At 54.9% G+C, this 24,364-nt stretch carries 19 protein-coding genes and 2 tRNA genes; 10 read left to right on the plus strand and 11 right to left on the minus strand.

Going from position 1 to position 24,364, the window contains the following annotated elements:
* The 3 genes from nrdB to ubiG all read right to left on the minus strand — a co-directional run bounded on the left by nrdB (window position 1) and on the right by ubiG (window position 4,651).
* A complete protein-coding gene (nrdB, locus tag WA302_RS10620) occupies window positions 1–1,131 on the minus strand; it encodes a class Ia ribonucleoside-diphosphate reductase subunit beta (RefSeq protein WP_019453694.1) in 1,131 nt (376 codons plus the stop codon).
* 67 nt (window positions 1,132–1,198) lie between these two features.
* A complete protein-coding gene (gene nrdA / locus WA302_RS10625) occupies window positions 1,199–3,487 on the minus strand; it encodes a class 1a ribonucleoside-diphosphate reductase subunit alpha (RefSeq protein ID WP_025303641.1) in 2,289 nt (762 codons plus the stop codon).
* 438 nt (window positions 3,488–3,925) lie between these two features.
* A complete protein-coding gene (gene ubiG, locus WA302_RS10630; RefSeq protein ID WP_025303640.1) occupies window positions 3,926–4,651 on the minus strand; it encodes a bifunctional 2-polyprenyl-6-hydroxyphenol methylase/3-demethylubiquinol 3-O-methyltransferase UbiG in 726 nt (241 codons plus the stop codon).
* A 212-nt stretch (window positions 4,652–4,863) separates the two neighbouring features.
* On the opposite strand from ubiG, the gene gyrA reads away from it, so the two are divergent.
* Together gyrA and rcsC are read left to right on the plus strand one after the other, a co-directional pair.
* Window positions 4,864–7,506 carry a DNA topoisomerase (ATP-hydrolyzing) subunit A gene (gene gyrA / locus WA302_RS10635; RefSeq protein WP_049203668.1) on the plus strand — a complete coding sequence of 881 codons (2,643 nt, stop codon included), beginning with the start codon at window positions 4,864–4,866 and terminating at the stop codon, window positions 7,504–7,506.
* A 167-nt stretch (window positions 7,507–7,673) separates the two neighbouring features.
* The gene (gene rcsC, locus WA302_RS10640; protein ID WP_025303638.1) at window positions 7,674–10,535 is read left to right on the plus strand and encodes a two-component system sensor histidine kinase RcsC; all 2,862 of its coding nucleotides are present in this window, start codon (window positions 7,674–7,676) and stop codon (window positions 10,533–10,535) included.
* A gap of 61 nt (window positions 10,536–10,596) precedes the next feature.
* Here the strand turns inward: rcsC and rcsB are convergent, their stop codons facing one another.
* Genes rcsB through WA302_RS10660 form a run of 4 tightly spaced genes read right to left on the minus strand, consistent with a single transcriptional unit; the run spans window position 10,597 to window position 15,579 of the window.
* On the minus strand, window positions 10,597–11,247 hold the full coding sequence (gene rcsB / locus WA302_RS10645; protein WP_004935900.1) for a response regulator transcription factor RcsB: 651 nt from the start codon (window positions 11,245–11,247) through the stop codon (window positions 10,597–10,599).
* Entirely contained in the window at window positions 11,240–13,942 is a 2,703-nt protein-coding gene (gene rcsD, locus WA302_RS10650; protein ID WP_060447943.1) for a phosphotransferase RcsD, read from the minus strand. The genes rcsB and rcsD overlap by 8 nt, the downstream gene beginning before the upstream one ends.
* Window positions 13,943–13,962: 20 nt before the next feature.
* Complete coding sequence (locus WA302_RS10655) at window positions 13,963–15,117, minus strand: MFS transporter (protein ID WP_261456892.1); 1,155 nt, start codon at window positions 15,115–15,117, stop codon at window positions 13,963–13,965.
* 54 nt (window positions 15,118–15,171) lie between these two features.
* On the minus strand, window positions 15,172–15,579 hold the full coding sequence (locus WA302_RS10660) for a DUF4186 domain-containing protein (RefSeq protein WP_089180481.1): 408 nt from the start codon (window positions 15,577–15,579) through the stop codon (window positions 15,172–15,174).
* 702 nt (window positions 15,580–16,281) lie between these two features.
* On the opposite strand from WA302_RS10660, the gene ompC reads away from it, so the two are divergent.
* Together ompC and WA302_RS10670 are read left to right on the plus strand one after the other, a co-directional pair.
* The gene (gene ompC / locus WA302_RS10665; protein WP_025303634.1) at window positions 16,282–17,412 is read left to right on the plus strand and encodes a porin OmpC; all 1,131 of its coding nucleotides are present in this window, start codon (window positions 16,282–16,284) and stop codon (window positions 17,410–17,412) included.
* A 158-nt stretch (window positions 17,413–17,570) separates the two neighbouring features.
* Entirely contained in the window at window positions 17,571–17,987 is a 417-nt protein-coding gene (locus WA302_RS10670) for a VOC family protein (protein ID WP_025303633.1), read from the plus strand.
* Here WA302_RS10670 and WA302_RS10675 read toward each other — a convergent pair.
* Window positions 17,981–18,559, minus strand: coding sequence for a TetR/AcrR family transcriptional regulator (locus WA302_RS10675; protein ID WP_049203662.1), 579 nt, complete (start codon window positions 18,557–18,559; stop codon window positions 17,981–17,983). The genes WA302_RS10670 and WA302_RS10675 overlap by 7 nt on opposite strands.
* Before the next feature lie 107 nt (window positions 18,560–18,666).
* Between WA302_RS10675 and WA302_RS10680 the strand changes: the two genes are divergently transcribed.
* The 4 genes from WA302_RS10680 (at window position 18,667) to WA302_RS10695 (ending at window position 19,918) form a co-directional block, all read left to right on the plus strand.
* Window positions 18,667–19,134 (plus strand): nuclear transport factor 2 family protein, encoded by a 468-nt coding sequence (locus WA302_RS10680; protein WP_025303631.1) that lies wholly within the window; start codon window positions 18,667–18,669, stop codon window positions 19,132–19,134.
* A gap of 127 nt (window positions 19,135–19,261) precedes the next feature.
* Window positions 19,262–19,591: an osmotically-inducible lipoprotein OsmE gene (gene osmE / locus WA302_RS10685; RefSeq protein ID WP_025303630.1), complete on the plus strand. Its 330-nt coding sequence runs from the start codon at window positions 19,262–19,264 to the stop codon at window positions 19,589–19,591.
* Window positions 19,592–19,748: 157 nt separating this feature from the next.
* Window positions 19,749–19,836: transfer RNA gene (locus tag WA302_RS10690), tRNA-Ser, on the plus strand.
* A 6-nt stretch (window positions 19,837–19,842) separates the two neighbouring features.
* Window positions 19,843–19,918, plus strand: a tRNA-Thr gene (locus WA302_RS10695).
* Window positions 19,919–20,051: 133 nt separating this feature from the next.
* Here the strand turns inward: WA302_RS10695 and WA302_RS10700 are convergent.
* Window positions 20,052–21,227 carry an acyltransferase family protein gene (locus WA302_RS10700; RefSeq protein WP_060447942.1) on the minus strand — a complete coding sequence of 392 codons (1,176 nt, stop codon included), beginning with the start codon at window positions 21,225–21,227 and terminating at the stop codon, window positions 20,052–20,054.
* Window positions 21,228–21,368: 141 nt separating this feature from the next.
* A complete protein-coding gene (locus tag WA302_RS10705; RefSeq protein ID WP_261456894.1) occupies window positions 21,369–21,611 on the minus strand; it encodes a DinI family protein in 243 nt (80 codons plus the stop codon).
* Between the two features lie 871 nt (window positions 21,612–22,482).
* Here WA302_RS10705 and WA302_RS10710 point away from each other — a divergent pair.
* Both WA302_RS10710 and WA302_RS10715 read left to right on the plus strand, forming a co-directional pair.
* Window positions 22,483–23,136: a helix-turn-helix domain-containing protein gene (locus WA302_RS10710; RefSeq protein ID WP_072271549.1), complete on the plus strand. Its 654-nt coding sequence runs from the start codon at window positions 22,483–22,485 to the stop codon at window positions 23,134–23,136.
* Window positions 23,137–23,625, plus strand: a complete 489-nt coding sequence (locus WA302_RS10715) for a hypothetical protein (RefSeq protein ID WP_043136490.1) — start codon at window positions 23,137–23,139, stop codon at window positions 23,623–23,625.
* On the opposite strand, the gene WA302_RS10720 is transcribed toward WA302_RS10715, so the two are convergent.
* Window positions 23,618–24,349: a metallophosphoesterase family protein gene (locus WA302_RS10720; RefSeq protein ID WP_060447941.1), complete on the minus strand. Its 732-nt coding sequence runs from the start codon at window positions 24,347–24,349 to the stop codon at window positions 23,618–23,620. The two genes, WA302_RS10715 and WA302_RS10720, sit on opposite strands and share 8 nt — an antisense overlap.
* Between the last annotated feature and the right edge of the window lie 15 nt (window positions 24,350–24,364).

Consider the following 24,364-nt stretch of genomic DNA (forward strand, 5'->3'; position numbering starts at 1 on the left):
TTACAGTTCGAAGTCGCTCAGGTCGTCGGCGTTGATCTCCGAGTCGATCTGGCCAACCAGGTAGGAGCTCACTTCCACTTCCTGCGGCGCTACCTGCACGTTGTCGGACACCAACCAGGCATTGATCCATGGGATCGGGTTGGAGCGGGTTTCGAACGGCAGACCAAGGCCGACCGCCTGCATGCGGATATTGGTGATGTATTCCACATACTGGCACAGGATGTCTTTGTTCAGGCCAATCATCGAGCCGTCGCGGAACAGGTATTCCGCCCACTCTTTCTCCTGCTGGGCGGCCAGCACGAACAGATCGTAGCACTGCTGTTGACATTCCTCGGCGATCTCCGCCATTTCCGGATCGTCGGCGCCGGAACGCATCAGGTTCAGCATGTGCTGGGTGCCGGTCAGGTGCAGCGCTTCGTCGCGGGCGATCAGCTTGATGATCTTGGCGTTGCCTTCCATCAGTTCGCGCTCGGCGAACGCGAAGGAGCAGGCAAAGCTGACGTAGAAGCGGATCGCTTCCAGCGCGTTCACGCTCATCAGGCACAGGTACAGCTGCTTCTTCAGCGCGCGCAGATTGACGGTGACGGTTTTACCGTTCACCTGGTGGGTGCCTTCACCCAGCAGGTGATAGTAGCTGGTCATCTCGATCAGATCGTCGTAGTAGCCGGAAATGTCTTTCGCGCGCTTCTTGATCTCTTCATTGGTGACGATGTCGTCGAACACTAACGCCGGATCGTTGACGATGTTGCGGATGATGTGAGTGTAGGAACGGGAGTGGATGGTCTCGGAGAACGACCAGGTTTCCACCCAGGTTTCCAACTCAGGGATCGAGATCAGCGGCAGCAGGGCGACGTTCGGGCTGCGGCCCTGGATGGAGTCCAGCAGCGTCTGATATTTCAGGTTGCTGATGAAGATGTGCTTCTCGTGCTCCGGCAGCGCCTGGTAATCGATACGGTCGCGGGAAACGTCAACTTCTTCCGGGCGCCAGAAGAAGGAGAGCTGTTTTTCGATCAGCTTTTCGAAGATTTCATGCTTTTGCTGGTCGAAACGCGCAACGTTTACCGACTGGCCGAAGAACATCGGCTCTTGCAGCTGGTCGTTTTTGGTCTGAGAAAAAGTGGTGTAAGCCATAAGCCTGAATCCATCGTAACGTGGCTAAATGAAGGGGCCGGAAAATTCCGGCCCGCTAGGTCAAACTTTAGATCTTGCAGGCGCCGCTTTCGCAGTCGTCATCGCCGGCCTTGGCAGGCTGCAAATCTTCCTGGGCGTCTTCCGCACCGTCGCGGGTGTTTTGGTAGTACAGCGTTTTCACGCCGAACTTGTAGGTGGTGAGCAGGTCTTTCAACAGCTGCTTCATCGGCACCTTGCCGCCCGGGAAGCGGGTCGGATCGTAGTTGGTGTTGGCCGAGATCGATTGGTCGATGAATTTCTGCATCAGCCCAACCAGCTGCAGATAGCCGTCGTTGCTCGGCATTTCCCACAGCAGCTCGTAGTTGTCTTTCAGACGCTCATACTCCGGCACCACCTGGCGCAGGATGCCGTCTTTCGACGCCTTGATGCTGATGTGGCCGCGCGGCGGCTCGATGCCGTTGGTGGCGTTGGAAATCTGCGAAGAGGTTTCCGATGGCATCAGGGCGGACAGCGTCGAGTTGCGCAGGCCGGTTTCCTGGATCTCTTTACGCAGGGTTTCCCAGTCGTAGTGCAGCGGCTCGCTGCAGATCGCATCCAGGTCTTTCTTGTAGGTGTCGATCGGCAGGATGCCCTGCGAATAAGTGGTTTCGTTGAACCACGGGCAAGCGCCTTGTTCCTGAGCCAGACGGTTGGAGGCTTTCAGCAGGTAGTACTGAATGGCTTCGAACGTTTTGTGGGTCAGGTTGTTGGCGCTGCCGTCGGAATAGCGTACGCCGTTCTTCGCCAGGTAATAAGCGAAGTTGATGACGCCGATGCCCAGGGTGCGGCGACCCATCGCGCCACGGTGCGCAGCCTTGATCGGGTAATCCTGATAATCCAGCAGAGCGTCGAGTGAACGCACCGCCAGGGTCGCCAGCTCTTCCAGGTCGTCCAGGCTGTCGATCGCGCCCAGGTTGAAGGCAGACAGGGTACACAGCGCGATCTCGCCGTTTTCATCGTTGACGTCTTCCAGCGGCTTGGTCGGCAGGGCGATTTCCAAGCACAGGTTGGACTGACGCACCGGCGCGATCTGCGGATCGAACGGGCTGTGGGTGTTGCAGTGGTCGACGTTCTGGATGTAGATACGGCCGGTAGAGGCACGTTCTTGCATCATCAGCGAGAACAGCTCAACCGCTTTCACGCGTTTCTGGCGAATGCTGTCATCTTTCTCATACTGGGTGTACAGGCGCTCGAATTCGTCCTGATCGGCGAAGAACGCGTCGTACAGCCCCGGCACGTCGGACGGGCTGAACAGGGTGATGTCTTCGCCCTTGATCAGACGCTGGTACATCAGGCGGTTCAACTGCACGCCGTAGTCCATGTGACGCACGCGGTTGCCTTCAACGCCACGGTTGTTTTTCAACACCAGCAGGCTTTCTACTTCCAGGTGCCACATCGGGTAGAACAGCGTTGCCGCGCCACCGCGCACGCCGCCCTGTGAGCAGGATTTGACGGCGGTCTGGAAGTGTTTGTAGAACGGAATGCAGCCAGTATGGAAAGCTTCACCGCCACGGATCGGGCTGCCCAGCGCGCGGATGCGGCCGGCGTTGATGCCGATGCCGGCGCGCTGCGAAACGTATTTCACAATGGCGCTGGAGGTGGCGTTGATGGAGTCCAGGCTGTCGCCGCACTCGATCAGCACGCAGGAGCTGAACTGGCGGGTTGGGGTGCGCACGCCGGACATGATCGGCGTAGGCAGCGAAATCTTGAAGGTGGAAATCGCATCGTAGAAACGTTTGACGTAGTCCAGACGGGTTTCACGCGGGTAGTTGGAGAACAGGCACGCAGACACCAGCAAATACAGGAACTGGGCGCTTTCGTAGATTTCGCCGCTGACGCGGTTCTGCACCAGGTATTTGCCTTCCAGCTGCTTGACGGCGGCATAAGAGAAGTTCATGTCGCGCCAATGATCGATAAAGGAATCCATCTGCTCGAACTCTTCAGCGCTGTAGTCTTCCAGCAGATGCTTATCGTATTTGCCCATCTCGACCATGCGAGTGACGTGGGCGTGCAGCTTCGGTGGCTCAAACTGGCCGTAAGCCTTTTTACGCAGGTGGAAGATCGCCAGGCGAGCGGCCAGGTACTGATAGTCCGGCGCATCGCGGGAGATCAGGTCAGCTGCGGCCTTGATGATGGTTTCGTGAATGTCGGCGGTTTTGATGCCGTCATAAAACTGAATGTGTGAACGCAACTCTACTTGAGAAACCGAGACGTTGTGTAATCCCTCAGCGGCCCAATCGATGACCCGGTGGATTTTGTCGAGATTGATGCGCTCTTTACGGCCATCGCGTTTAGTTACAAGCAGACTTTGGTTCATGTGGTGTTTTACCTGTCCGTATGGTGCCCCTAAGCAGAAGTGTAGTCGCTCTGCTCAGTATGTAAACACTATATATAGGGGTTGTATGTCGGTGAGGTAACAAGATAGTGAGAAAAAACGGCGTTTGCAAGTGAACAAAACCGGCCTAATTTGTGGATAACTTGGGGGTGAAATGCCACTTGCCGTTCGCAGTGCGCGCCGTGACTGGCGCGACAAGCTTGTCAATAAGCACGATCAGATTTTACTGAAAAACTGAAAAAACCGATCGTTTGGCGCTTTATTAAACGTTAGAAAAAAACGGCATATTGATCTGATTTAATATTCTAAAAAACTGTCTACAACCGCTATTTTGATCGAAGTCGCGGAAATTAGGTATTTTTCCTAATACCGCGTTGGCGCCGCCCCCCGGTAATGCAGGGCCGGCGCGGTTTACCGTGCTTAACCTTCGTGCTGGGTGTGCACCATGTAGTTCACGTCAACGTTGCGCCCAAGCTTGAAATGATCGGTGATCGGGTTGTAATGCAGGCCGATCATGTGCTTTTCGCGCAGCGGCGTGCCGTCGACCCAGCCGATCAGTTCGGACGGGCGAATAAACTTCTTATGATCGTGGGTGCCCTGCGGCACCATCTTCAGTACGTACTCGGCGCCGATCACCGCCATCAGCCAGGCTTTGGTATTGCGGTTAATAGTGGAAAAGAACACGTGACCGCCCGGTTTCACCAGATGGGCGCAGGCGCGCACCACCGAGGCCGGATCGGGCACGTGCTCCAGCATCTCCATACAGGTGACCACGTCGTAGCGCTGCGGATTGGCCTGAGCGTGGCTTTCTACGGTTTCCTGCACATAGGTGACGTCCATGCCGCTTTCCAACGCGTGCAGCCGGGCGACCTGCAGCGGCTCTGCGCCCATGTCCAGGCCGGTCACTTTGGCGCCTTCGCGCGCCATGCTTTCCGCCAGAATGCCCCCGCCGCAGCCCACGTCGAGCACCTGCTTGTCAAAGATGCCGCCGGCGCGCTGCATGATGTAGTTCAGGCGCAGCGGGTTGATGCGGTGCAGCGGTTTGAACTCGCCTTCCAGATCCCACCAGCGGGAGGCGACAGCCTCGAACTTGGCGATTTCCTGGTGGTCAACGTTTTGCACTCGGCTGGATGATTCTGCGTTCATGGGCTGGTCTGGCTCCTTGTTCTCGTTGCGCGGATTATACATGTTCCGGCGCGGCATCGTCTGCGCCGATGCGTTTTTAGCGCACTTATCTGCACAATTTCCGTGAAACAGCGGCGGTTATTTTCCCGTAAAGCGTGCTTTGTGATATAGTTTTACACCTTTGCCACTATGGCAGCGGGCAGATGAATCATTAGTAGAGGGATAGCAGCTCCATGAGCGACCTTGCCAGAGAAATCACACCGGTAAACATCGAAGACGAGTTGAAAAACTCGTATCTGGACTATGCGATGTCCGTTATTGTCGGACGTGCGCTGCCAGATGTTCGTGATGGACTGAAGCCGGTTCACCGCCGCGTTCTGTACGCGATGAGCGTATTGGGTAACGACTGGAATAAACCATACAAGAAATCGGCCCGTGTCGTCGGGGACGTGATCGGTAAATATCACCCGCACGGTGACAGCGCGGTTTACGACACTATCGTGCGTATGGCTCAGCCGTTTTCACTGCGCTACATGCTGGTGGACGGTCAGGGTAACTTCGGTTCCGTCGACGGCGACTCCGCCGCGGCGATGCGTTATACCGAAGTGCGCATGTCCAAAATTGCTCACGAACTGTTGGCGGATCTGGAAAAAGAAACCGTCGACTTCGTGCCTAACTATGATGGCACCGAGCAGATCCCGGCCGTCATGCCGACCAAGATCCCGAACCTGCTGGTTAACGGCGCATCGGGCATCGCCGTGGGCATGGCCACCAATATCCCGCCGCACAACCTGGCGGAAGTCGTCAACGGCTGCCTGGCCTATATCGACGATGAAAACATCAGCATCGAAGGGCTGATGGAACATATTCCGGGGCCAGACTTCCCGACGGCGGCGATCATCAACGGCCGCCGCGGTATTGAAGAGGCCTACCGCACCGGGCGTGGTAAAATCTACCTGCGCGCGCGCGCGGAAGTGGAAGCCGACGCCAAGACCGGGCGCGAAACCATCATCGTTCACGAGATCCCGTATCAGGTGAACAAGGCGCGTCTGATCGAGAAGATCGCCGAGCTGGTCAAAGAAAAACGCGTGGAAGGCATCAGCGCGCTGCGCGACGAGTCCGATAAAGACGGCATGCGCATCGTCATCGAAGTCAAACGCGACGCGGTCGGCGAAGTGGTGCTGAATAACCTGTATGCGCTGACGCAACTGCAGGTCACCTTCGGCATCAACATGGTTGCGCTGCATCAGGGGCAGCCTAAACTGCTGAACCTGAAAGACATCCTCGAAGCCTTCGTGCGCCACCGCCGCGAAGTGGTCACCCGTCGCACCATCTTCGAACTGCGCAAAGCCCGCGATCGCGCCCATATCCTGGAAGCGCTGGCTATCGCGCTCGCCAACATCGATCCGATCATCGAGCTGATTCGCCGTGCGCCGACCCCGGCGGAAGCGAAAGTCGCACTGGTAGCTCAGCCGTGGGATCTGGGCAACGTCAGCGCCATGTTGGAACGCGCCGGTGACGACGCCGCCCGCCCTGAGTGGCTGGAGCCGGAGTTCGGCATCCGCGACGGCAAGTACTACCTGACCGAGCAGCAGGCTCAGGCGATTCTGGATCTGCGTCTGCAGAAACTGACCGGCCTGGAGCACGAAAAGCTGCTGGAAGAATATAAAGAGCTGCTCAACTTCATCGCCGAGCTGATCTTTATTCTGGAAAGCCCAGAGCGCCTGATGGAAGTGATCCGCGAAGAGCTGGTGGCGGTCAAAGAGCTGTACAACGACGGCCGTCGCACCGAGATCACCGCCAATACTTCCGACATCAACATCGAAGACCTGATCAACCAGGAAGACGTGGTGGTGACCCTGTCTCACCAGGGCTACGTGAAGTATCAGCCGCTGTCCGACTATGAAGCCCAGCGCCGCGGCGGCAAAGGCAAGTCCGCCGCGCGTATTAAAGAAGAAGACTTTATCGATCGCCTGCTGGTGGCCAACACCCACGATACGATCCTGTGCTTCTCCAGCCGTGGCCGCCTGTACTGGATGAAGGTGTACCAACTGCCTGAAGCCAGCCGTGGCGCGCGCGGTCGTCCAATCGTCAACCTGCTGCCGCTGGAAGCCGATGAGCGTATCACCGCCATCCTGCCGGTACGCGAGTATGAAGAAGGGCGCCACGTGTTCATGGCCACCGCCAGCGGTACCGTGAAGAAAACCGCGCTGACCGAGTTCAGCCGTCCGCGCAGCGCCGGCATCATCGCCGTCAACCTCAACGAGGGCGACGAGCTGATTGGTGTCGATCTGACCGACGGCAGCAACGAAGTGATGCTGTTCTCCGCCAACGGTAAAGTGGTGCGCTTCCCGGAAGCGCAGGTGCGTTCGATGGGCCGTACCGCGACCGGCGTACGTGGCATCAACCTCGGCGAAGGCGACAGCGTGATCTCACTGATCGTGCCGCGCGGCGAAGGCGACATTCTGACCGTCACGCAAAACGGCTTCGGTAAACGTACCGCCGTGACCGAGTATCCGACCAAGTCACGTGCCACCCAGGGGGTTATCTCCATCAAGGTGAGCGAGCGTAATGGCCAGGTGGTTGGCGCCGTGCAGGTGGAAACCAGCGACCAGATCATGATGATCACCGATGCAGGCACGCTGGTGCGCACCCGCGTTTCGGAAGTCAGCGTGGTGGGCCGTAACACCCAGGGTGTGACGCTGATCCGCACGGCGGAAGACGAAAACGTCGTCGGTCTGCAGCGCGTGGCCGAACCGGTGGAAGACGAAGAGCTGGATAGCCTGGAACCGGGCGCGGAAGCGGTGGAAGAAGACACCACGCCGCTGGACGATGGCGACGACGCGGCTGAGCCGATGGACGACGACAACGTTTAAAGCAAGGTGAGGGCGTCGGCATGCCGACACCGTAATGCACTGAGACAAAAGGGCCTGGCAGCGATGCTAGGCCCTTTTTCAGTTATATGGTTTAATTGGCGCACCGAGCCGCCGGCCGCCGTGCCGGCGATAGCGTGCGCCGCCACTGACTTTCGTATGGTATCCGATTGAAATACTTAGCCTCTTTTCGAACTACGCTGAAGATATCCCGCTATCTGTTCCGGGTGCTGGCGATTTTGCTGTGGTCGTTGGGAGCGCTGCTCACCACCTTTTATATTCTGAATATCCTGCATCAGAAAGAATCGGACATCCGGCAGGAGTACAACCTCAATTTCGACCAGGCACAGGGCTATATCCGCCATTCCGCCGACATCATCCGCGACATCAAGTATATGGCGGAGAACCGCCTCAACGGGTCGGTCAGCAGCCTGGACATGTTCAGCGGTGTGTTTCCCGGCAAGGGCAGCCCGCCGCAATTCTTTCCGCTGTACCCGGAGTCCAACTGTGCGCTGAGCACCACCTACCGCAGTTCGCTCGATTCACTGAGCGGCCTGATCCAGTATTGGAAAGAGAACTTCGTAGCGGCCTACGATCTCAACCGGGTGTTCTTCATCGGCGGCGACAGCCTGTGTATGGCAGAATTCGGCGGCGGCAATGCGAGTGCCAATCGGGAAAATGTGCTGAAGTCACTGCACGAGCGCATTCTGAAATACCGCAACGCCAAGAATCAGGACAAAGACAACAACCTGTATTGGATCAGCCCCAGCGCGCAGCGGCCGGACGTCGGTTATCTGTATGTACTGACGCCGATCTATATCGGCAACAAGCTGGAGGCGTTGTTGGGCATCGAACAAACCGTTCGGTTGGAGGATTTCGTTACCGCCGGCAACCTGCCGATCGGCGTCACGCTGCTGGATGAGAACAACGAGCCGGTGCTGCGTCTGGCGGACGGCGATCGTTATGCCGCCTCACTTAACAGCTATCCCGTAGAGCACGCGTACTTCGGCTATGTCGACAATTACCGCGACCTGATTCTGAAGAAAGCGCTGCCACCTTCTTCGCTGAGCATCGTCTATGCACTGCCGGTGAAAAGCGTGGTGGAACGCTTCAAAATGCTGATCCTCAACGCGCTGTTGCTGAACCTGTTGTCAGCTATCGTGCTGTTCACGCTGGCGTGGCTGTTTGAGCGCAAGATGTTCCTGCCGGCGGAGGACAACGCGTTTCGCCTGGAAGAGCACGAGCAGTTCAACCGCAAGATCGTCGCCTCGGCGCCGGTGGGTATCTGTATCCTGCGCATCAGCGACGGTACCAATATCCTGAGTAACGAACTGGCGCATAACTACATCAACCTGTTGACCCACGAAGATCGCGATCGCATTACGCGCATCATTTGCGAACAGCAGGCGAATTTCGTCGATGTGATGACCAGCAACAACAACAACCTGCAGATCAGCTTTGTTCACTCGCGCTACCGTAACGAAGAGGTGGCGATTTGCGTGCTGGTGGACGTCAGCGCGCGCGTGAAGATGGAAGAGTCGTTGCAGGAGATGGCGGCGGCGGCGGAGCAGGCCAGCCAGTCCAAATCGATGTTCCTGGCTACCGTCAGCCATGAGCTGCGCACGCCGCTGTACGGCATTATCGGCAACCTCGATCTGCTGCAAACCAAGGCGTTGCCGCAAGGGGTCGATCGGCTGGTCAATGCGATGAACAACTCTTCCGGCCTGCTGCTGAAAATCATCAGCGATATTCTCGACTTCTCCAAAATCGAGTCCGAGCAGCTGAAGATCGAACCGCGCGAGTTCTCCTGCCTGGAGGTGATCACCCATATCGCCGGCAACTATTTGCCGCTGGTGGTCAAGAAACGTCTGGGGCTGTACTGCTTTATCGAACAGAACGTGCCGGAGCGCATCTTCGGCGATCCGGTGCGGTTACAGCAGGTGCTCTCCAATTTGGTGAACAACGCCATCAAGTTCACCGATACCGGCTGTATCGTGCTGCAGGTCTGCACCCGCGGCAGCTACCTGGAGTTCAGCGTGCGCGATACCGGCGTCGGTATTCCGGAGAAAGAGGTCTCGCGCCTGTTCGACCCGTTCTTTCAGGTGGGGACCGGTGTTCAGCGCCACTTCCAGGGAACCGGTTTGGGGCTGGCGATCTGCGAAAAATTGGTCAACCTGATGGACGGCGATGTCTCTGTCGAGTCCGAACCGGGGTTGGGCAGCTTGTTCAGCATTCGCATTCCGCTGTTCAACGCCCAGTTCCCGATCCCGCAGGCCAGCGATACCTGGCAGGGCCGGCGGCTGTGGCTGGATATCCGCAATCAGCGGCTGGAAAGCTACCTGATGGCGATCCTAGGCGGTTACGGCGCCGATATCCAACGCTATGACGGGCAGGAGACCGCTGCCGGTGAGGTGCTGCTCAGCGATTACCCGCTGATGCTGGACACGCCGCTGCTGGCTCAGATCCAATTCTCCACCGAGCATATCGGCCCGTCGCAGGAAACCCGGCCAGGCTATTGGATGCACAGCACCTCCACGCCGCGTGAAACGTTGACCTTGCTCAACCGGTTGTTTGGCGTCGGCGGCGGCGCGGCAGAGGGGCTGGTGCAGCTGCCGGTGCCCGCCAAGGCCAGCGCGGCGGACAACGGCGATATTCATCTGCTGGTGGTCGACGATCATCCGATCAACCGTCGCCTGTTGTCCGATCAGCTGGGGTCGCTGGGGTATCAGGTGGTGACCGCCAACGACGGCGTCGACGCGCTCGGCGTACTGAAACAGCATCACGTCGATATTGTGCTGACCGACGTCAATATGCCGAACATGGACGGTTATCGCCTGACGCAGGAACTGCGACAGATGCAGTTCAGCGCGCCGGTAATCGGCGTGACGGCGAACGCGCTGGCGGAAGAGAAGCAGCGCTGTCTCGAGGCGGGCATGGATAATTGCCTGTCGAAACCGGTTACGCTGGAGACGCTGGAACAGACGCTGGCTTACTACAGTCAACAGGTGCGCTACAGCCGCAGCGAGGCTTGAAAAACAAACAGGCACGGCGGATGCCGTGCCTGTTTGGCGTTCACCTGCCGTGAGGCGGGTTTTAGTCTTTGTCCAACGGCGTCATGCTGACGGACGAGAGATAGTTGAGCAGGGCGATGTCGTTCTCGACGCCCAGCTTCATCATCGCCGATTTTTTCTGGCTGCTGATGGTTTTGATGCTGCGGTTGAGCTTCTTGGCAATTTCGGTCACCAGGAAACCTTCGGCGAACAGACGCAGCACTTCGCTTTCTTTCGGCGACAGGCGTTTGTCGCCATAGCCGCTGGCGCTGATTTTTTCCAGCAGTTTAGAGACGCTTTCCGGCGTGAACTTCTTGCCTTTCTGCAGGGCGGCCAGCGCCTTCGGCAGATCGGTCGGCGCGCCTTGTTTCAGCACGATGCCTTCGATATCCAGATCCAATACCGCGCTCAGGATCGCCGGGTTGTTGTTCATGGTCAGCACGATGATCGACAACTGCGGATAGTGACGCTTGATGTACTTAATCAGCGTGATGCCGTCGCCATACTTGTCACCCGGCATCGACAGATCGGTGATCAGCACGTTGGCGTCCAGCTTGGACAGATTGTTGATCAGTGCGGTTGAGTCTTCGAACTCCCCAACGACATTCACCCATTCAATTTGCTCAAGTGACTTCCGGATGCCAAACAGTACGATAGGATGGTCATCAGCAATAATTACGTTCAGGTTATTCATGTTGTTGGCTACCTTGCTTCAGCAGTCTGCTGACGAAAAAATCAATCTGACTGATGTTATTCTCGATCTCGGGCGCATCACCTTCTGCGATGCGCTGTTCTAACGATTCGCACAGCTGCTTGCCGGGAAGCAGATTTAACATGGCAAACACGCCTTTCAGGCGGTGTGCGGTTTGTGACAGCGCATTGAAATCACTGCTGCCCGCCTCAGTATACAGTTTTTTGACATCGTCGGGTACTGTATCGACAAACAGCCCATAGTAATCACTTGATTTCAATTGTTTTTCATAGAGTTGGATATCTTCTGAACTCAATGAAAGCGGGCTTTCTTCCTGTTCCAGCGCGGCCATTTGCTGTTCGATCAGCATCAGCACGGCGTCGATTAATGCGCCGTTCAGGTTGTAGTTCACCCGAATGTAGCGTTTATCCAGCGCTTGCCAACCCGGCTCATCGGTCGCCAGCAGCAGGGTGTAGTCATCGGCCCGCTGCGGGTTATCCGTCAGCAGCACGTCATAATCGCGATTGACCGCGCGATCTTCGGCGACGAGACAGTCGGCGCCGTAGGCCTGCAACAGGCGGGTCACGATGCCGCGCACTTCATCCGACGTGACGTCCAGCAGGGCGGTGACGCCGTCGAGCAGCTTTTCCTGCTCCTGCGGTTCTTTTTTCTCCATCTCCATGGCGACGCGAATGGTGTAGCGAGTGCCGATATCCACCTTGCTGCGAATGTCCAACTGGCCGTTAAGCTTCTTGCACAGCTGATTGCACAGGAAGAAGGTGAGGCCGGAACCGTGGTTGAAGCGGTCCACCAGCGTCTGGCTGAGGAACGGATAGTTGAGGTTGCTGATCTCTTCGTTGGAGATGCCGGAGCCGGTGTCGTTGATTTGGAAAATCAGGCGGTCAGGGTGCTCGGGCTCATGGTCGATGACCAGAGAAATCTTGCCGCAGGCGGTAGTGATAATGGCGTAATGCACCAGCAACGAGATCACCTTGCGCAGCGCGTTGGCGTCGCCGATATAGTTCTGCTCGACGTCCAGCTGGAAATGCTTGAACAGCGCCAGCCCCTTTTGATTGAGGGCAGGCAGGGCCTCCAGCAGTAACTCGTCGATCAGCGCCGTTGGGTTGAACGGCTCGCGTGTGGGTTGCCAGTCCTGGGTTTCCAGCCGGGTCAGGAGGGTGATGTTATCGATCAACTCCAGTACCGAAGCCGACGCCGTCGTCAGCTGGCCCAGCAGCGCCTGCTGTTGTTCCTCATCCGGCCGGTTGTGCAGGCGGTCGACCAGATCGTGCATCTGACGTACCGGCTGATTCAGCTCGATGCCCAGATTGTGCAGCATCAGTTTGCGCGCCTGAACGTTTTTGTCGTATTCGCGCCGCGCCTGCTGCAGCCGCTTGTTCACCATCACCTCTTTATCCTGATCGTTCATCAGGAACAGGTAGGTGTCCGGTGAGAGCTGGCTGCGGAAAATGCGAATTTCATACACCTCGTTGTTGACTGTCGCCTGGATCACTCCGTGATGCTGTTCGGCCATATGGGCGATCTTTTGCAGGCTGAGATGCGGCAGCAGGTGCTCGGCGATTTTGTTGCTGGCGATCACCGTATTGTTGGCGAAGCTGTAGACCAGCAGGCCGGAGGGCAGGCTGGAGACGATCTCCCGATTCAGCGCGCGCTCGGCCTCCAGTTCCACTGCCATGTTTTCGCTCGGGCGAATGTACTGGCGGCGGATAAAGTAGATGCTCAGCATCGACAGCGCCAGCAGCAGCAAGTTGACTGCGATCAGCCAGATGTTGTTGCGCAGCAGATCGATGGCCAGATTGATAGCCGAAACGCGATACACCACCTTCAGCGGCGCATTGGGCAGGGCGGCGCTGAACTCCACCCAGCCCCCGCTCATCGTTGCATGGGTACCGAGGACGGTTTCCGACGGGATGGTGCTGTCGTCGAGATCGACATCATCCGGCAGCAGCAGGAAATTGGCGCGGGCCAGATTGGCCGGAATGATGTCGTTGATCGGCAAATCAAAGGCGATCACCGTCGCCAGATGCCCCGGCTGATTAAAGGTGGTGCGAATCGAAAACGAATAGGCGTTCTGGAAGCGTTGCTTGCGCAGATCGGAAAAGCTCTCGCGTTCGTCGAGCATATTGGCCTGCTGCAGCATCTCGGCGCGGCGTTCGTCCGCCGAGGTGGTCAGGTAGCTTTCCCGAAAGCGCGAAGCCAGCTCTTTGAGCGGCTGGGTAGTGATCAGGCTGAGGCTGTTGTCCTGACCATTGAGGTAATACATGGCGTAGTTCTCGGTCTTGGCGCCCCAGCGGGTATCCAGGTAGTCCGAGATGTTGGCGATCATCGCCAGCGTGTTCTCGTCATGGCTGCCGAAGATCACCGCGTCGGTTTTCTTGTGCGGTTTCTCGACATAATAGACGTCGGGCCGCAGGCGGGTTTCCTGCAAACCGGGATCGATATTCTGCGCCGGCGCATTGCCGAATTTGTCATAGACCTGATAGGTCATATAGCGGTAGGTATCGATACGCTTTTGCAGCGAACCGGCGATGCTATTGAGCGTGTACTTCTTTTCCGCCAGCCAGGCATTGGTGTAGTTGTAGCCATACAGACCGATGCCGATCGTCAGCAGCACGATAAACAGCAGGAAGCAGCGGGTAATGTTGCTGGAGCTTATGGTCAGTTGTTTATTTTGCATAGTGGCTGCGCATTCCTGAATCAGCGAGTGACGGCCCTGGCGCTGGCGGTCACCGCCAACAGCAGAGCGGCTACGCAGGCGAAGGCCACCGTCAGGTTGGAAAACTGAGCGATGAAGCCGATCAGCGCCGGGCCGGCCAGAATACCGGCATAGCCGACGGTGGTGACGGAAGCGATCGCCAAATTGGCCGGCATGTCGCGCTGGTTGCCTGCGGCGCTGAACAGGATCGGCACGACGTTCGAGGCGCCGAGGCCGACCAACATGAAACCGGCCAGCGAAACGGTGGCGTGATTGAAGGCGATGGCCAGACCCAGGCCGAAAGCGGCACACAGGCTGCCCAGCAGCAGCACCCGGTAGCGGCCCAGCGAGTTCACCACCCGATCGCCATTGAGGCGGCCGAGCGTCATGGTGATGGAAAACAGCGCATAGCCCAGACCGGCCTGGCTGTGTTCGACACCGCGCAACGTGGTGAGGAACAGCGCGCTCCAGTCGAGCATCGATCCTTCAGCCAGAAACATGATAAAGCACAGAATGCCGATGAACATCACCCAACCGCGCGGCAAGACGAACATCGGCCCGCCGTCGTCGGCGCCGCTCTCACGCAGCAGATGGTGGCTGGCAAGCGCCAGCAGGACTATCACCGCCAGCACGGTGAGCAGGGTGGATTGCAGCGGTGTCAGCCCCAACCACAGCAACGCGCTGACGCCGCCGGCGCCGGCAATACCGCCGATGCTGAAGAAACCGTGAAAGCCGGACATCATCGCCTTGCCGCTGGCGCGTTCGACGATCACCGCCTGAACGTTCATCGCTACGTCGATCATGCCGATTGCCGCACCGAATAGCAGCAGCGCCACGGCCATGCCGCCGAGGGAATCCATCAGTGCCAACAGCGGCAGATCAATACACAATCCCAGACCCGCCATCAGGATCACCGCGCGGCAGCCCAGTTTGCCGGTCAGGAAACCGGTCAGCGGCATCGCCAGCATGGAGCCGGCGCCGATACAGAGCAGCAACAGGCCGAGCGAACCGTCATCGATACCGATGCGCGCTTTGGCGAAGGGGACCAGCGGCGCCCAGGCGGCCATGCCGAGACCGGCGACGAAAAAGGCCAGACGGGTGGCGATCTGTTGAGGAATGCCGGGCGTTTGCTGTTCATTGCACAAGGTAGCTGTCATGTAAGCGTCAGGATCTTGGGTCAAAAGAATGGTGAAAGTTACTGACAGTTTTTATCACAATCCGCGATCCGGATCGAAAATATTCGCGCCTGACATGTCCCTGGCACCGCCTCTGCGCACCAGCCACAGCGCGATAGCTTGGACAATATACTCCTTTTGCTGCTCGTTCAGTGTGACGCCTTGCGGTATGCCGTGCCACTTTTCCAGACAGCTGCGGCAGCAGGTGGCGGTGGCATGCTGGGCGACGAACACCGGGTGGCCGCGCATCGGTGTTTGCTTGCCGTCATTCTTAGGATGGGCGGCGGCCAGGCGGCGGTCGATAAAATCGCGGGCATGGCTGAGTATCAGCGGCAATCCCTTGCCGTCGAGATAAGTCTGGTCTTTGGCATTTAAACGGAAGCGAGCGCGGAAGGGGGAGGTTTGTAGCCGCCGCCACAGCACGTCGGGTTGAAAGGGCATCATGAATTTTACTCGCTGGAGGTGCACTTTTTTCAGGTTATCAGAATTGAAACTCTGCGGCTAATTGTGCCTGTGGCGGGAAATAATCGGTGGGATAAAGCACGAAATGAAAAGTAATTTCAATTTGTAGACTAAAATAAGGGAAAAGATTAGCAATTAGTGCGAAAGTAAATTAATGAAACTATATCATTAGGTTATTTATTTGCGTGCTATTTGTACGAGTCGGAATTGTGAGGAGAGTATGGAGAAAAATAAAAAACCGGCCAGAAGCCGGTTAAAGGAGTGCAGAAATTATCCTCGGATCTCGGATAATGAAGGTAATAATGAAAATAATGATGATAGCGAGGTGATTATAGCGGCTGCGTGCGGACGGCGTTTTGGCACAATGTGCTTATTGTCTGGCTCAATTGTATGGTTGGCTTTTTTTTCTTAAAGATATGTATAACTACATGATTTTTTATCAATTAATCTATTCTTTGTCTTTAAGTGCTTTATTTTGTTTGTCTGTAATGTTTTGTGAAAGTTCGCGCGTATTTACATTTGGAAACCTTTATTAATTACACTGAAACACTATCGGATACTTGGTATCATTTTCTTTCTGGATTAATATAACCCTTGTTACCAGAATGGTAATGCACAGTCGTGCTAATAATGCTCGAAAAGGGCAGTGGCCGTAGCTCGACATAATTAACGAGGATAATAACGATGAAACTTCGAGTACTCTCTCTGATGGTACCCGCACTGCTGGTTGCAGGCACAGCAGGCGCGGCGGAAATCTACAACAAAGACGGTAATAAACTGGATTTGTACGGTAAAGTCGACGGTCTTCACTATTTCTCCAGCAACAACGGCGTGGACGGCGATCAGTCTTATATGCGTTTTGGCCTGCGCGGCGAAACGCAAATCAGCGATCAGCTGACCGGTTACGGCCAGTGGGAATATCAGGCGAACCTGAATCACGCTGAAAGCCAGGACAACAAGAACTTCACCCGTTACGGCTTCGCCGGTCTGAAATTCGGCGACTATGGCTCCTTCGACTACGGCCGTAACACCGGCGTGCTGTACGACGTCGCGGCGTATACCGACTTGCAGCCTGAGTTCGACGGTATGACCTACGGCGCCGATCAGTTCATGTTCCAGCGCTCCAGCGGCCTGGCGACCTACCGTAACAACGACTTCTTCGGTCTGGTTGACGGCCTGAACTTCGCCCTGCAGTACCAGGGTAAAAACGGCAACGGCGAAGAGACCAACAACGGTCGTGACGTTCTGGGTCAAAACGGCGAAGGCTACGGTATGTCCATGAGCTATGACATGGGCTACGGCATCAGCGCCGCAGGTGCCTTCTTCAACTCGCGTCGTACCAGCGAGCAGAACGGCGGTAACGGTCATCAGAACATCATGGGTCGCGGCGACAAGGCCGAAGGGTACTCCGGCGGTCTGAAATATGACGCCAACGACGTCTACCTGGCGGTGATGTTCACCCAGTCCTACAATGCGGCGCGTTTCGGTAGTTCTGACAGCAGCGTTTATGGCTACGCCAACAAGGCGCAGAGCTTCGAAGCCTACGCGCACTACCAGTTCGACTTCGGTCTGCGTCCGTTCGTGGGTTATAACCAGACCAAAGGTAAAGACTTGGGCCGCGCCGGCAACGGCAAGGACTACGGCGATCAAGATCTGGTCAAATTCGTCGACCTGGGTGCGACCTACTTCTTCAACAAAAACATGTCCACCTATGTTGATTACAAAATCAACCTGGTGGACAACAACGACTTCACCGACGCTGCCGGTATCAACACCGACAACGTGGTTGCCGTGGGCCTGGTTTACCAGTTCTAAGCACCTCAGTGTGAACGTCATCGCGCGGCCTTCGGGCCGCGTTTTTTTTGCCTGTAAGCCGGTAAAAAAGCACGGATTGATCCGCTATCGGCACGGGAAGCACCGTGGTTTTCCTCCTCTAAGCCTACGCTGTCAGTACAGAAAAAGAGGGGGATGATATGGAACTCAAGATCGACAAGGTGATCGAAACGGTGCTCTACGTCAGCGATATTGAACGCGCGGACGCTTTTTACCGGGAGGTGCTGAAACTGCCGGCGATGGTCGCTAACGAACGGTTTCGCGCCTATAACGTCGGCGATCGAAGCGTACTGTTGCTGTTTATCGAGGGCGACTCGCTGCGCGGGGCGCACTATCCTACCGGGTTTATTCCTGCGCACGATGGCGTGGGGCCGGCGCATATCGGGCTGGCGGTGGCGAAAGCGCAACTGCCACACTGGGAACGGCATCTGACGGCCAACGGCGTGGAGATTGAGGGGCGGATGCGCTGGGAACACGGCGGGGAGAGTATTTATTTTCGCGATCCCGACGCCCACCTGTTAGAACTGGTGACGCCGGGCATCTGGGCCAATTACTGATCGAACCCGCCTTGTGCCAGCAACGCCAGAGCGGCATTCAGCACCTGCAGCGCCGCCTGCGGTTGCCGCTCTATCTGCACTCTGACGATGGCGCCGTCGATCAGCATCGCCAGCATTGCTGCCTGCTGTTCCTGCTGTGGGCCGGCGGGCAGGTGACGTGCCAGTTCCTCCGCCATTTGCCGCTTATGCCGGCTGGCGATGTGCAGGCTTTCCGGCAGCAGATCGGCGATTTCCACCGCTGTATTGATAAATGCGCAGCCGCGAAAGCGCGGTTCGTCGAACCACTCCGCCAGGCAGGGCGCCAACGCCGGCAGCAGCCCACCGGTTTGCGCCACATGATGGGCCAGCGATGTGCTGAACCAGGTGAGCCACTGCTGATGGCGATAGGTCAAAAACGCCGTAATTAAATCATTCTTGCTGGGAAAGTGGCGATAGAAGGTCACCTTGGTCACGCCCGATTCTTTGATGATGCGATCGATGCCGGTGGCGCGGATCCCTTCTTGATAAAACAGATCGTGCGCCGTCAGCAGGATGCGCTGGCGGGCGGGTAAGGCGTTGAGATCGGCGGTCATCATTTTCTCCCAGGCTATTTCCGAGTCATTGTAGACAACTCTGTCTACATGCGCTAGCGTAATGACGTAGACAGAGTTGTCTACACGCCTTCACTCAGGAGATAAACATGAGCATTAAACCCCCATTGCCGCCTTTTACCCGCGAATCCGCTATCGAGAAGGTGCGGCTGGCGGAGGATGCCTGGAATAGCCGCGATCCCGAACGCGTATCGCAGGTGTATTCCCTCGATACCCACTGGCGTAACCGCGCGGAATTTGTCGATGGGCGCGCGGCGGTGGTCGGCTTTTTGCAACGCAAGTGGGCGAAAGAACTGGAGTATCGGCTGATTAAGGAGCTGTGGGCGTTTGACGGCGCGCGCATCGCGGTGCGTTTTGCCTATGAATGGCGCGACGATTCCGGCAACTGGTATCGCAGCTTCGGCAATGAGAACTGGGAGTTCAATCAGGAGGGGCTGATGATCAACCGTCACGCCTGCATCAACGACATGCCGATCCGCGAACAGGATCGGCGTTTTCATTGGCCGCTCGGCCGGCGCCCGGACGATGTCCCAGCCCTGAGCGATTTCGGTTTTTGAATCTGATGGCATGCCGGCGATGGCCTTTTGAGAGCAAAAGCGCACCGATCGACAAAGGGGAATTTGTAGAAAAGCCTTCCCGCTTCTAGACTTAGGGAACAACAAATGCACTCCAAGAGGACAAGCTATGACGAAGAAGTTGGTTTTGGCCGTCGGCACTGCGGCGGTATTCTCCATTCTTGCCGGTTGTACCACCTATGATCGCGCAGCCAGCTATGTCAATGAGCCGGTGGTCAGCGATGTCAAAGTAGGGATGACCAAGCAGCAGGTGCGGGCTATCGCGGGTCCACCGTCGACCACTGCCACACTGGTTCATGCGCAGGGCACCTGCGACACCTATGCGGTGGCGCCGCGCGACGGCAAGGTGCAAACCTACTTTGTCAGCTACAACGACACGGGCCATGTCATGAACAAGGGCTATCAAACCTGTTCAGACTACGATTCTCAGCCGAAATAATCGCGTTTCGGCCGACCAAAAAAGCCTCGCTTGCGCGGGGCTTTTCATTTTTTAAGCGTTTAAGGCCTGAAGTTTAGGCAACTGCACCGGTTGTGCCATTTTTTTGCATCAAAACGATAGACATTTCATAACGGTATCGCTAATATCAGCGCCCATTGGAAGGATGGCCGAGTGGTTTAAGGCAACGGTCTTGAAAACCGTCGAGTGTAACAGCTCCCAGAGTTCGAATCTCTGTCCTTCCGCCAAATTCAGCCGGCTTAGCTCAGTAGGTAGAGCAACTGACTTGTAATCAGTAGGTCACCAGTTCGATTCCGGTAGCCGGCACCATGACAGAGGCCCCAGCAGCGATGCTGGGGCTTTTTGTTATGGATTTTTTACTAGAAGCGCCACGAGAAGGAGTTTCTCGGCTGGCGCTGAAGTTAACCGATAAGCAGCTATCAGATTGAGTGTCGATAGGCAATTACCTTAACGCGACAGCTTTCGTTTGGCTGCGGCTAATAAGCATTTTGCCGAGTTTGATACCTGGTTTCTCAACAAAGTGGTACAGCAACGTTGCGATACCATAAGTGAGCGGGAGAATGATTCCTGATGCAACAATGAACCGCATCACTGAAGAAAGTTCAGCAAATGATGTGGTTGAGAGCAAATAGGCGATGGCCGGTAGGACTATCAATAGGTGAAGCAAATAGACTGAGTATGAGACATCTCCCAGAAATACGCTGAAACGGTTTGTCAGGCACCAGCGCGGCAAGCGCAACACGCGCGACCACTTGCTATCTTCACTTCTAGCCCAAAGCATCGTGACCATCATTAAGATAAGACCTATTTGAGCGAGCAAATGGTATTTATTCAATTCGTTTGGCAGATACGCGCTACCCAGTACGGTCAATAAAGCAAAAACGACATAGCGAACACTCTTTCTGCGGATTGATTCAGCCATCAGCATGCCACCAATAAATAAGTTCAGCTTTATGAGGATCATGGAGGGCATGGGGAATGCAGCAAAGTAGTCCGGTACTAAAAACTTGGCGAGTCCGCAGAACAAGACAACCGCGAGGCATGCTCGGGCAAATCCCAGTTTCAAGACTGTCAACATGATGAATGGGAAAAGTAAATAGAACTGCATTTCCAAACCGATGCTCCAGTCGGGGAGCACCGTATTGAAGGAATAATCAGGCAGAAAGCCAAACATAAAGGTGGCATGTGTAAATACATTCAAGAATGAATGATCGCTATAGCGTGAGCTGTTGGTTTGCGTTTCGCTGTAGAAGTGGCCAATGATGTCTCTGGCCTCACCGAAGTAGCTACCAAATACAATTGCCACAGCCAATAAGACGTAGTAAAGCGGTGCGATGCGAAAGAACCGCCGAGTCCAAAATTTTTTGAAAGTCGACGCGTCGGTCCAAGGTTCCCGTTCCTTACGCTCAACATAATTTTTGGCCATCAGATAACCCGAAAGCAAAATGAAAAGATCTACACCGATTGCAGGATCAGAAAGAATGGGGGGACGGAAGCGGGTTAAAATGCAGATATGGCCCAAAACAACCCAAAGTGATGCCAGGCCGCGTAACCCCTCAAGTTCCTGTGACCACTGATTGACGGGGTAGTCGGAGGATTCTGCCAATCCGTTTTTCATGATCATTCCAGCCTAGGGTTTACATTTTATTCTAGCATAGAGCGGGGTACGAAATGTTGCTGGCAGAACAAGGGGGCGGCGTTGGTCATCAGTTTTGGCTGGAAATATAGCCGGTGGGCGAGTCCGGCTATCAGACAGGGTTCAAATATCAGTGACCAGCCACTGATCCGCTTCTTCGAACATCTCTTCCAACATTCGGTTCAGCTTCTCACGATCGCTTTTGCTGGCGTCGGAGTTCAGACCGTTGGCCTGCATCGGCTTCACGTGCACCTCCGCCTCCGGGAACAGCACATGCACGCGTTTTTCCAGCTCGTTGCGAATAATCTCGGCGGCGTTGGGTAGCCCAGCGACGTTGCGCTTGTCGTACACTAATTCTACAAACATGTCTCACCTGTAAACACTGATTTAATGTACAGTATTCTGGCCTGAGGAAGGCGGGTTGGCAAGAGGGGGGCGCAATTTTGCATAAGGCGTTTATTCTTACTTGCGCAGCGGGCTGCCAAGCCTGCCACTGAATCTTTTCTTTACGTCTGGCCAGTGGTCTGCATTTTCCTCGCTCACTTCGTGCGTGAATATTCAAAGGGCACGATTATCCTCCGCAACCTACATTTTTCTCCCTTACTAATCAGTATGTAAGGCGGTGGCGTCGGGCTGGGGGCTCCCTGGTGTTGGGGGCCCGACGCCACCTTTCTGGTCGCCGTTCTTGGCATAATATCGATCAATGCAGGTATGCGCCGGAACTCGGCGCTACGGGCGCTGACGCAGCTTCTTCGCGTTCTGACAGAGAAAAAATCCCGAGTGTTGGCCAATGGTCGCTCGATGAGCGATGAATAAAGCACTCATCTCATTTCCTTTAAAATTATCGAACCGGGATGCGATTTGCTCTCCAGGTTGGCTTCTGTGCGTGAAATTGCTGCGGGGTTAATGTTTAGCATTTTGGGTTTCTCCTGCGTCGGCTATGGCGTGAATGCGATGAAGATATCCCGGGCGTTGTAAAGCGCCTCTGATGTTTGATGAACGTACATATGAGTTAGCCTGTGCAGACAGCATTTTTATAAGTAAATTGAATCATTTAAAAGGCAGCCAGTCATGTTCGGCAAGACCGGTGGTTCACAATAAAATTATTATATTACAATGTATTGTATTTATATTTCGTATACCAAAGGCCCCGAGTCATTGTCATAGCCACCCTAGAAGTGGTTTAATGTTTTTAATTCACTTTAATGACACTAAAGTATAGGTTTAAAACATTATAATGCAACCAAGCAACATTAAAATATCAGAAGAAAATGGTATGTCATTGAAAATGATAGGTGAAAACCTTACTTACCTCATGCGCATGCACGGGATTGACGCCAGTCGGTTGAGCAGCGAAACAGGGATAGGTATTGCCACGATCAATAATCTGAGGAAAGGCGTGGGGAATCCCACGATCTCTACGCTTGCGTCCATTGGTGAATTTTTCAGCGTAAAAGTAGGGGAGCTGACTGACAAGGATTTAAGCGTCACGGGAGAGGCCAAACACAATGTGAGATCGCTTCCGCTCATTAGCTACAGCGATGTAGAACGTTTTCTGGCCAACACGATCAGAACGGCAGATACCTATACGACAGAAGTCGATGACATGACGGACGATTCGCTGTTTGTGGTAGAGATAACGAATAATTCACTGTCGCCTGAATTAGACCGTGGAACGTATTGTGTGATCTCGCTCAAGGAGCCATTTTGCGATGGCGATATCGTCCTGGTTAAGCTGAAAAATTACCCAATATGCTTAAGGCGAGTTTTTGTTTCCGACGGCGACTTGTTGTTTACAAACATCTCATTAGATTCAGATAGCAGTGTGAAGTCCTATAGCGATTATGCGATCGTCGGTGTTCTATTGAAAACGATAAAGAGGCTGAAATAAATGGACTTATTTAACATAATGAGAAGGTTAAGAAAAATATACTCTCCCAGTTACCTCTATACGTTAGATCGTAGCGTGATCCGAACGGCGGATGGATATTGGCTTTTCAAAGAGTTTGGCACCCATACTTTCGTGAAAAAAAACTGGGGGCAACTCATCGAGGGCGATTTTCTCAGGCATGTTAACCCGAAAGATATCGCTTTTATCGCCGAGACCGAATCTAAAATAAAAATCGCCTCGGCCAAACTGTCGATTCATGAAGAGAAACGAAACTGTATGTGGACGTTGAAAAACGATGTTGACTCGATATCAATATCAGGGGCGGATTTTCTAAGGGATCGCGATCTTGTCGACAAAACCGAGTCCTTGGATGCGACGAAAATAGCCTTCTATGCCGGGGTAAAGGAAGGCAGAGCACTCTCTGCCTCATTGAAAAATGCTAAGAAAAGCGACAGGTCTAAAAAAACAATACTGACGTTGATTAAATAAACCAGGGTTCGACGTGAATATGCTCATCGAACGTAATCACGCTGAAAGCCGAATTGTCTATGCTACTGACAGCGCTTGTGCCGTTCTTCCATTGCGAACAAATCGCCGGGGAAACAGAGACTAAGGTTTCCCCCAGCTTTCTTTGGAATAGCGTATGTGCATGGCCTGAGCCGATAAACTTAACGTTTAATCGTTGGCAGAGGCTCAAAAACTCCTCGGCATTGTTTAACATACAGCTATCAACAATCGGGGTGCCTACCGGAATAGGGTGATGATGCAAGAAGACGGCGACCTTTTTATTGTCACTTGCGACGATGGCTTTTTCAAGCGTGTCGAGCGATTGCGTCGAGATTCTGCCGAAATCTTCATTATCAACCACCGAGTCGATGCTGAGCATGCGCCATTCGTCATCTTCAAACGAGTTTATATCGTAGCTGCCACCCTGCTTACGGGCTGCATCGTCCAGGTTCTTTTTGTTGTCGTGGTTGCCTGGGAAAAAATAGAAAGGTAAGGAAGTGCGGTTCATTATCTTAAAGAAGCGCTCATAAGAGGGGATATCGCCATCATGAGAGATGTCACCCGTCACAATGATTAAGTCGGCATTGATTTTATCGGCATTGGCATTAATGAAGTCAATGGCCCTGTCGAAATTAGCAAGATGCTTCGAAGCCAGCGCGCTTTCATTAGGCATAATATGTATGTCGCTAATCTGAATTACTTTCATGCGAGACCCTGTTGA

It is taken from the genome of Serratia sp. 201, assembly GCF_037027545.1.
Lineage (GTDB): Bacteria > Pseudomonadota > Gammaproteobacteria > Enterobacterales > Enterobacteriaceae > Serratia > Serratia bockelmannii.

Bases quoted from the DNA above. Each gene is read 5' to 3' on its own strand.
- nrdB (WP_019453694.1), bottom strand. From the start codon at position 1,131: ATGGCTTACACCACTTTTTCTCAGACCAAAAACGACCAGCTGCAAGAG.
- WA302_RS10680 (WP_025303631.1), top strand. From the start codon at position 18,667: ATGAGCATTAAACCCCCATTGCCGCCTTTTACCCGCGAATCCGCTATC.
- nrdA (WP_025303641.1), bottom strand. From the start codon at position 3,487: ATGAACCAAAGTCTGCTTGTAACTAAACGCGATGGCCGTAAAGAGCGC.
- WA302_RS10655 (WP_261456892.1), bottom strand. From the start codon at position 15,117: ATGACAGCTACCTTGTGCAATGAACAGCAAACGCCCGGCATTCCTCAA.
- ubiG (WP_025303640.1), bottom strand. From the start codon at position 4,651: ATGAACGCAGAATCATCCAGCCGAGTGCAAAACGTTGACCACCAGGAA.
- WA302_RS10705 (WP_261456894.1), bottom strand. From the start codon at position 21,611: ATGTTTGTAGAATTAGTGTACGACAAGCGCAACGTCGCTGGGCTACCC.
- WA302_RS10710 (WP_072271549.1), top strand. From the start codon at position 22,483: ATGCAACCAAGCAACATTAAAATATCAGAAGAAAATGGTATGTCATTG.
- WA302_RS10720 (WP_060447941.1), bottom strand. From the start codon at position 24,349: ATGAAAGTAATTCAGATTAGCGACATACATATTATGCCTAATGAAAGC.
- ompC (WP_025303634.1), top strand. From the start codon at position 16,282: ATGAAACTTCGAGTACTCTCTCTGATGGTACCCGCACTGCTGGTTGCA.
- WA302_RS10715 (WP_043136490.1), top strand. From the start codon at position 23,137: ATGGACTTATTTAACATAATGAGAAGGTTAAGAAAAATATACTCTCCC.
- rcsB (WP_004935900.1), bottom strand. From the start codon at position 11,247: ATGAATAACCTGAACGTAATTATTGCTGATGACCATCCTATCGTACTG.
- WA302_RS10670 (WP_025303633.1), top strand. From the start codon at position 17,571: ATGGAACTCAAGATCGACAAGGTGATCGAAACGGTGCTCTACGTCAGC.
- WA302_RS10660 (WP_089180481.1), bottom strand. From the start codon at position 15,579: ATGATGCCCTTTCAACCCGACGTGCTGTGGCGGCGGCTACAAACCTCC.
- WA302_RS10700 (WP_060447942.1), bottom strand. From the start codon at position 21,227: ATGAAAAACGGATTGGCAGAATCCTCCGACTACCCCGTCAATCAGTGG.
- gyrA (WP_049203668.1), top strand. From the start codon at position 4,864: ATGAGCGACCTTGCCAGAGAAATCACACCGGTAAACATCGAAGACGAG.
- osmE (WP_025303630.1), top strand. From the start codon at position 19,262: ATGACGAAGAAGTTGGTTTTGGCCGTCGGCACTGCGGCGGTATTCTCC.
- WA302_RS10675 (WP_049203662.1), bottom strand. From the start codon at position 18,559: ATGACCGCCGATCTCAACGCCTTACCCGCCCGCCAGCGCATCCTGCTG.
- rcsD (WP_060447943.1), bottom strand. From the start codon at position 13,942: ATGCAAAATAAACAACTGACCATAAGCTCCAGCAACATTACCCGCTGC.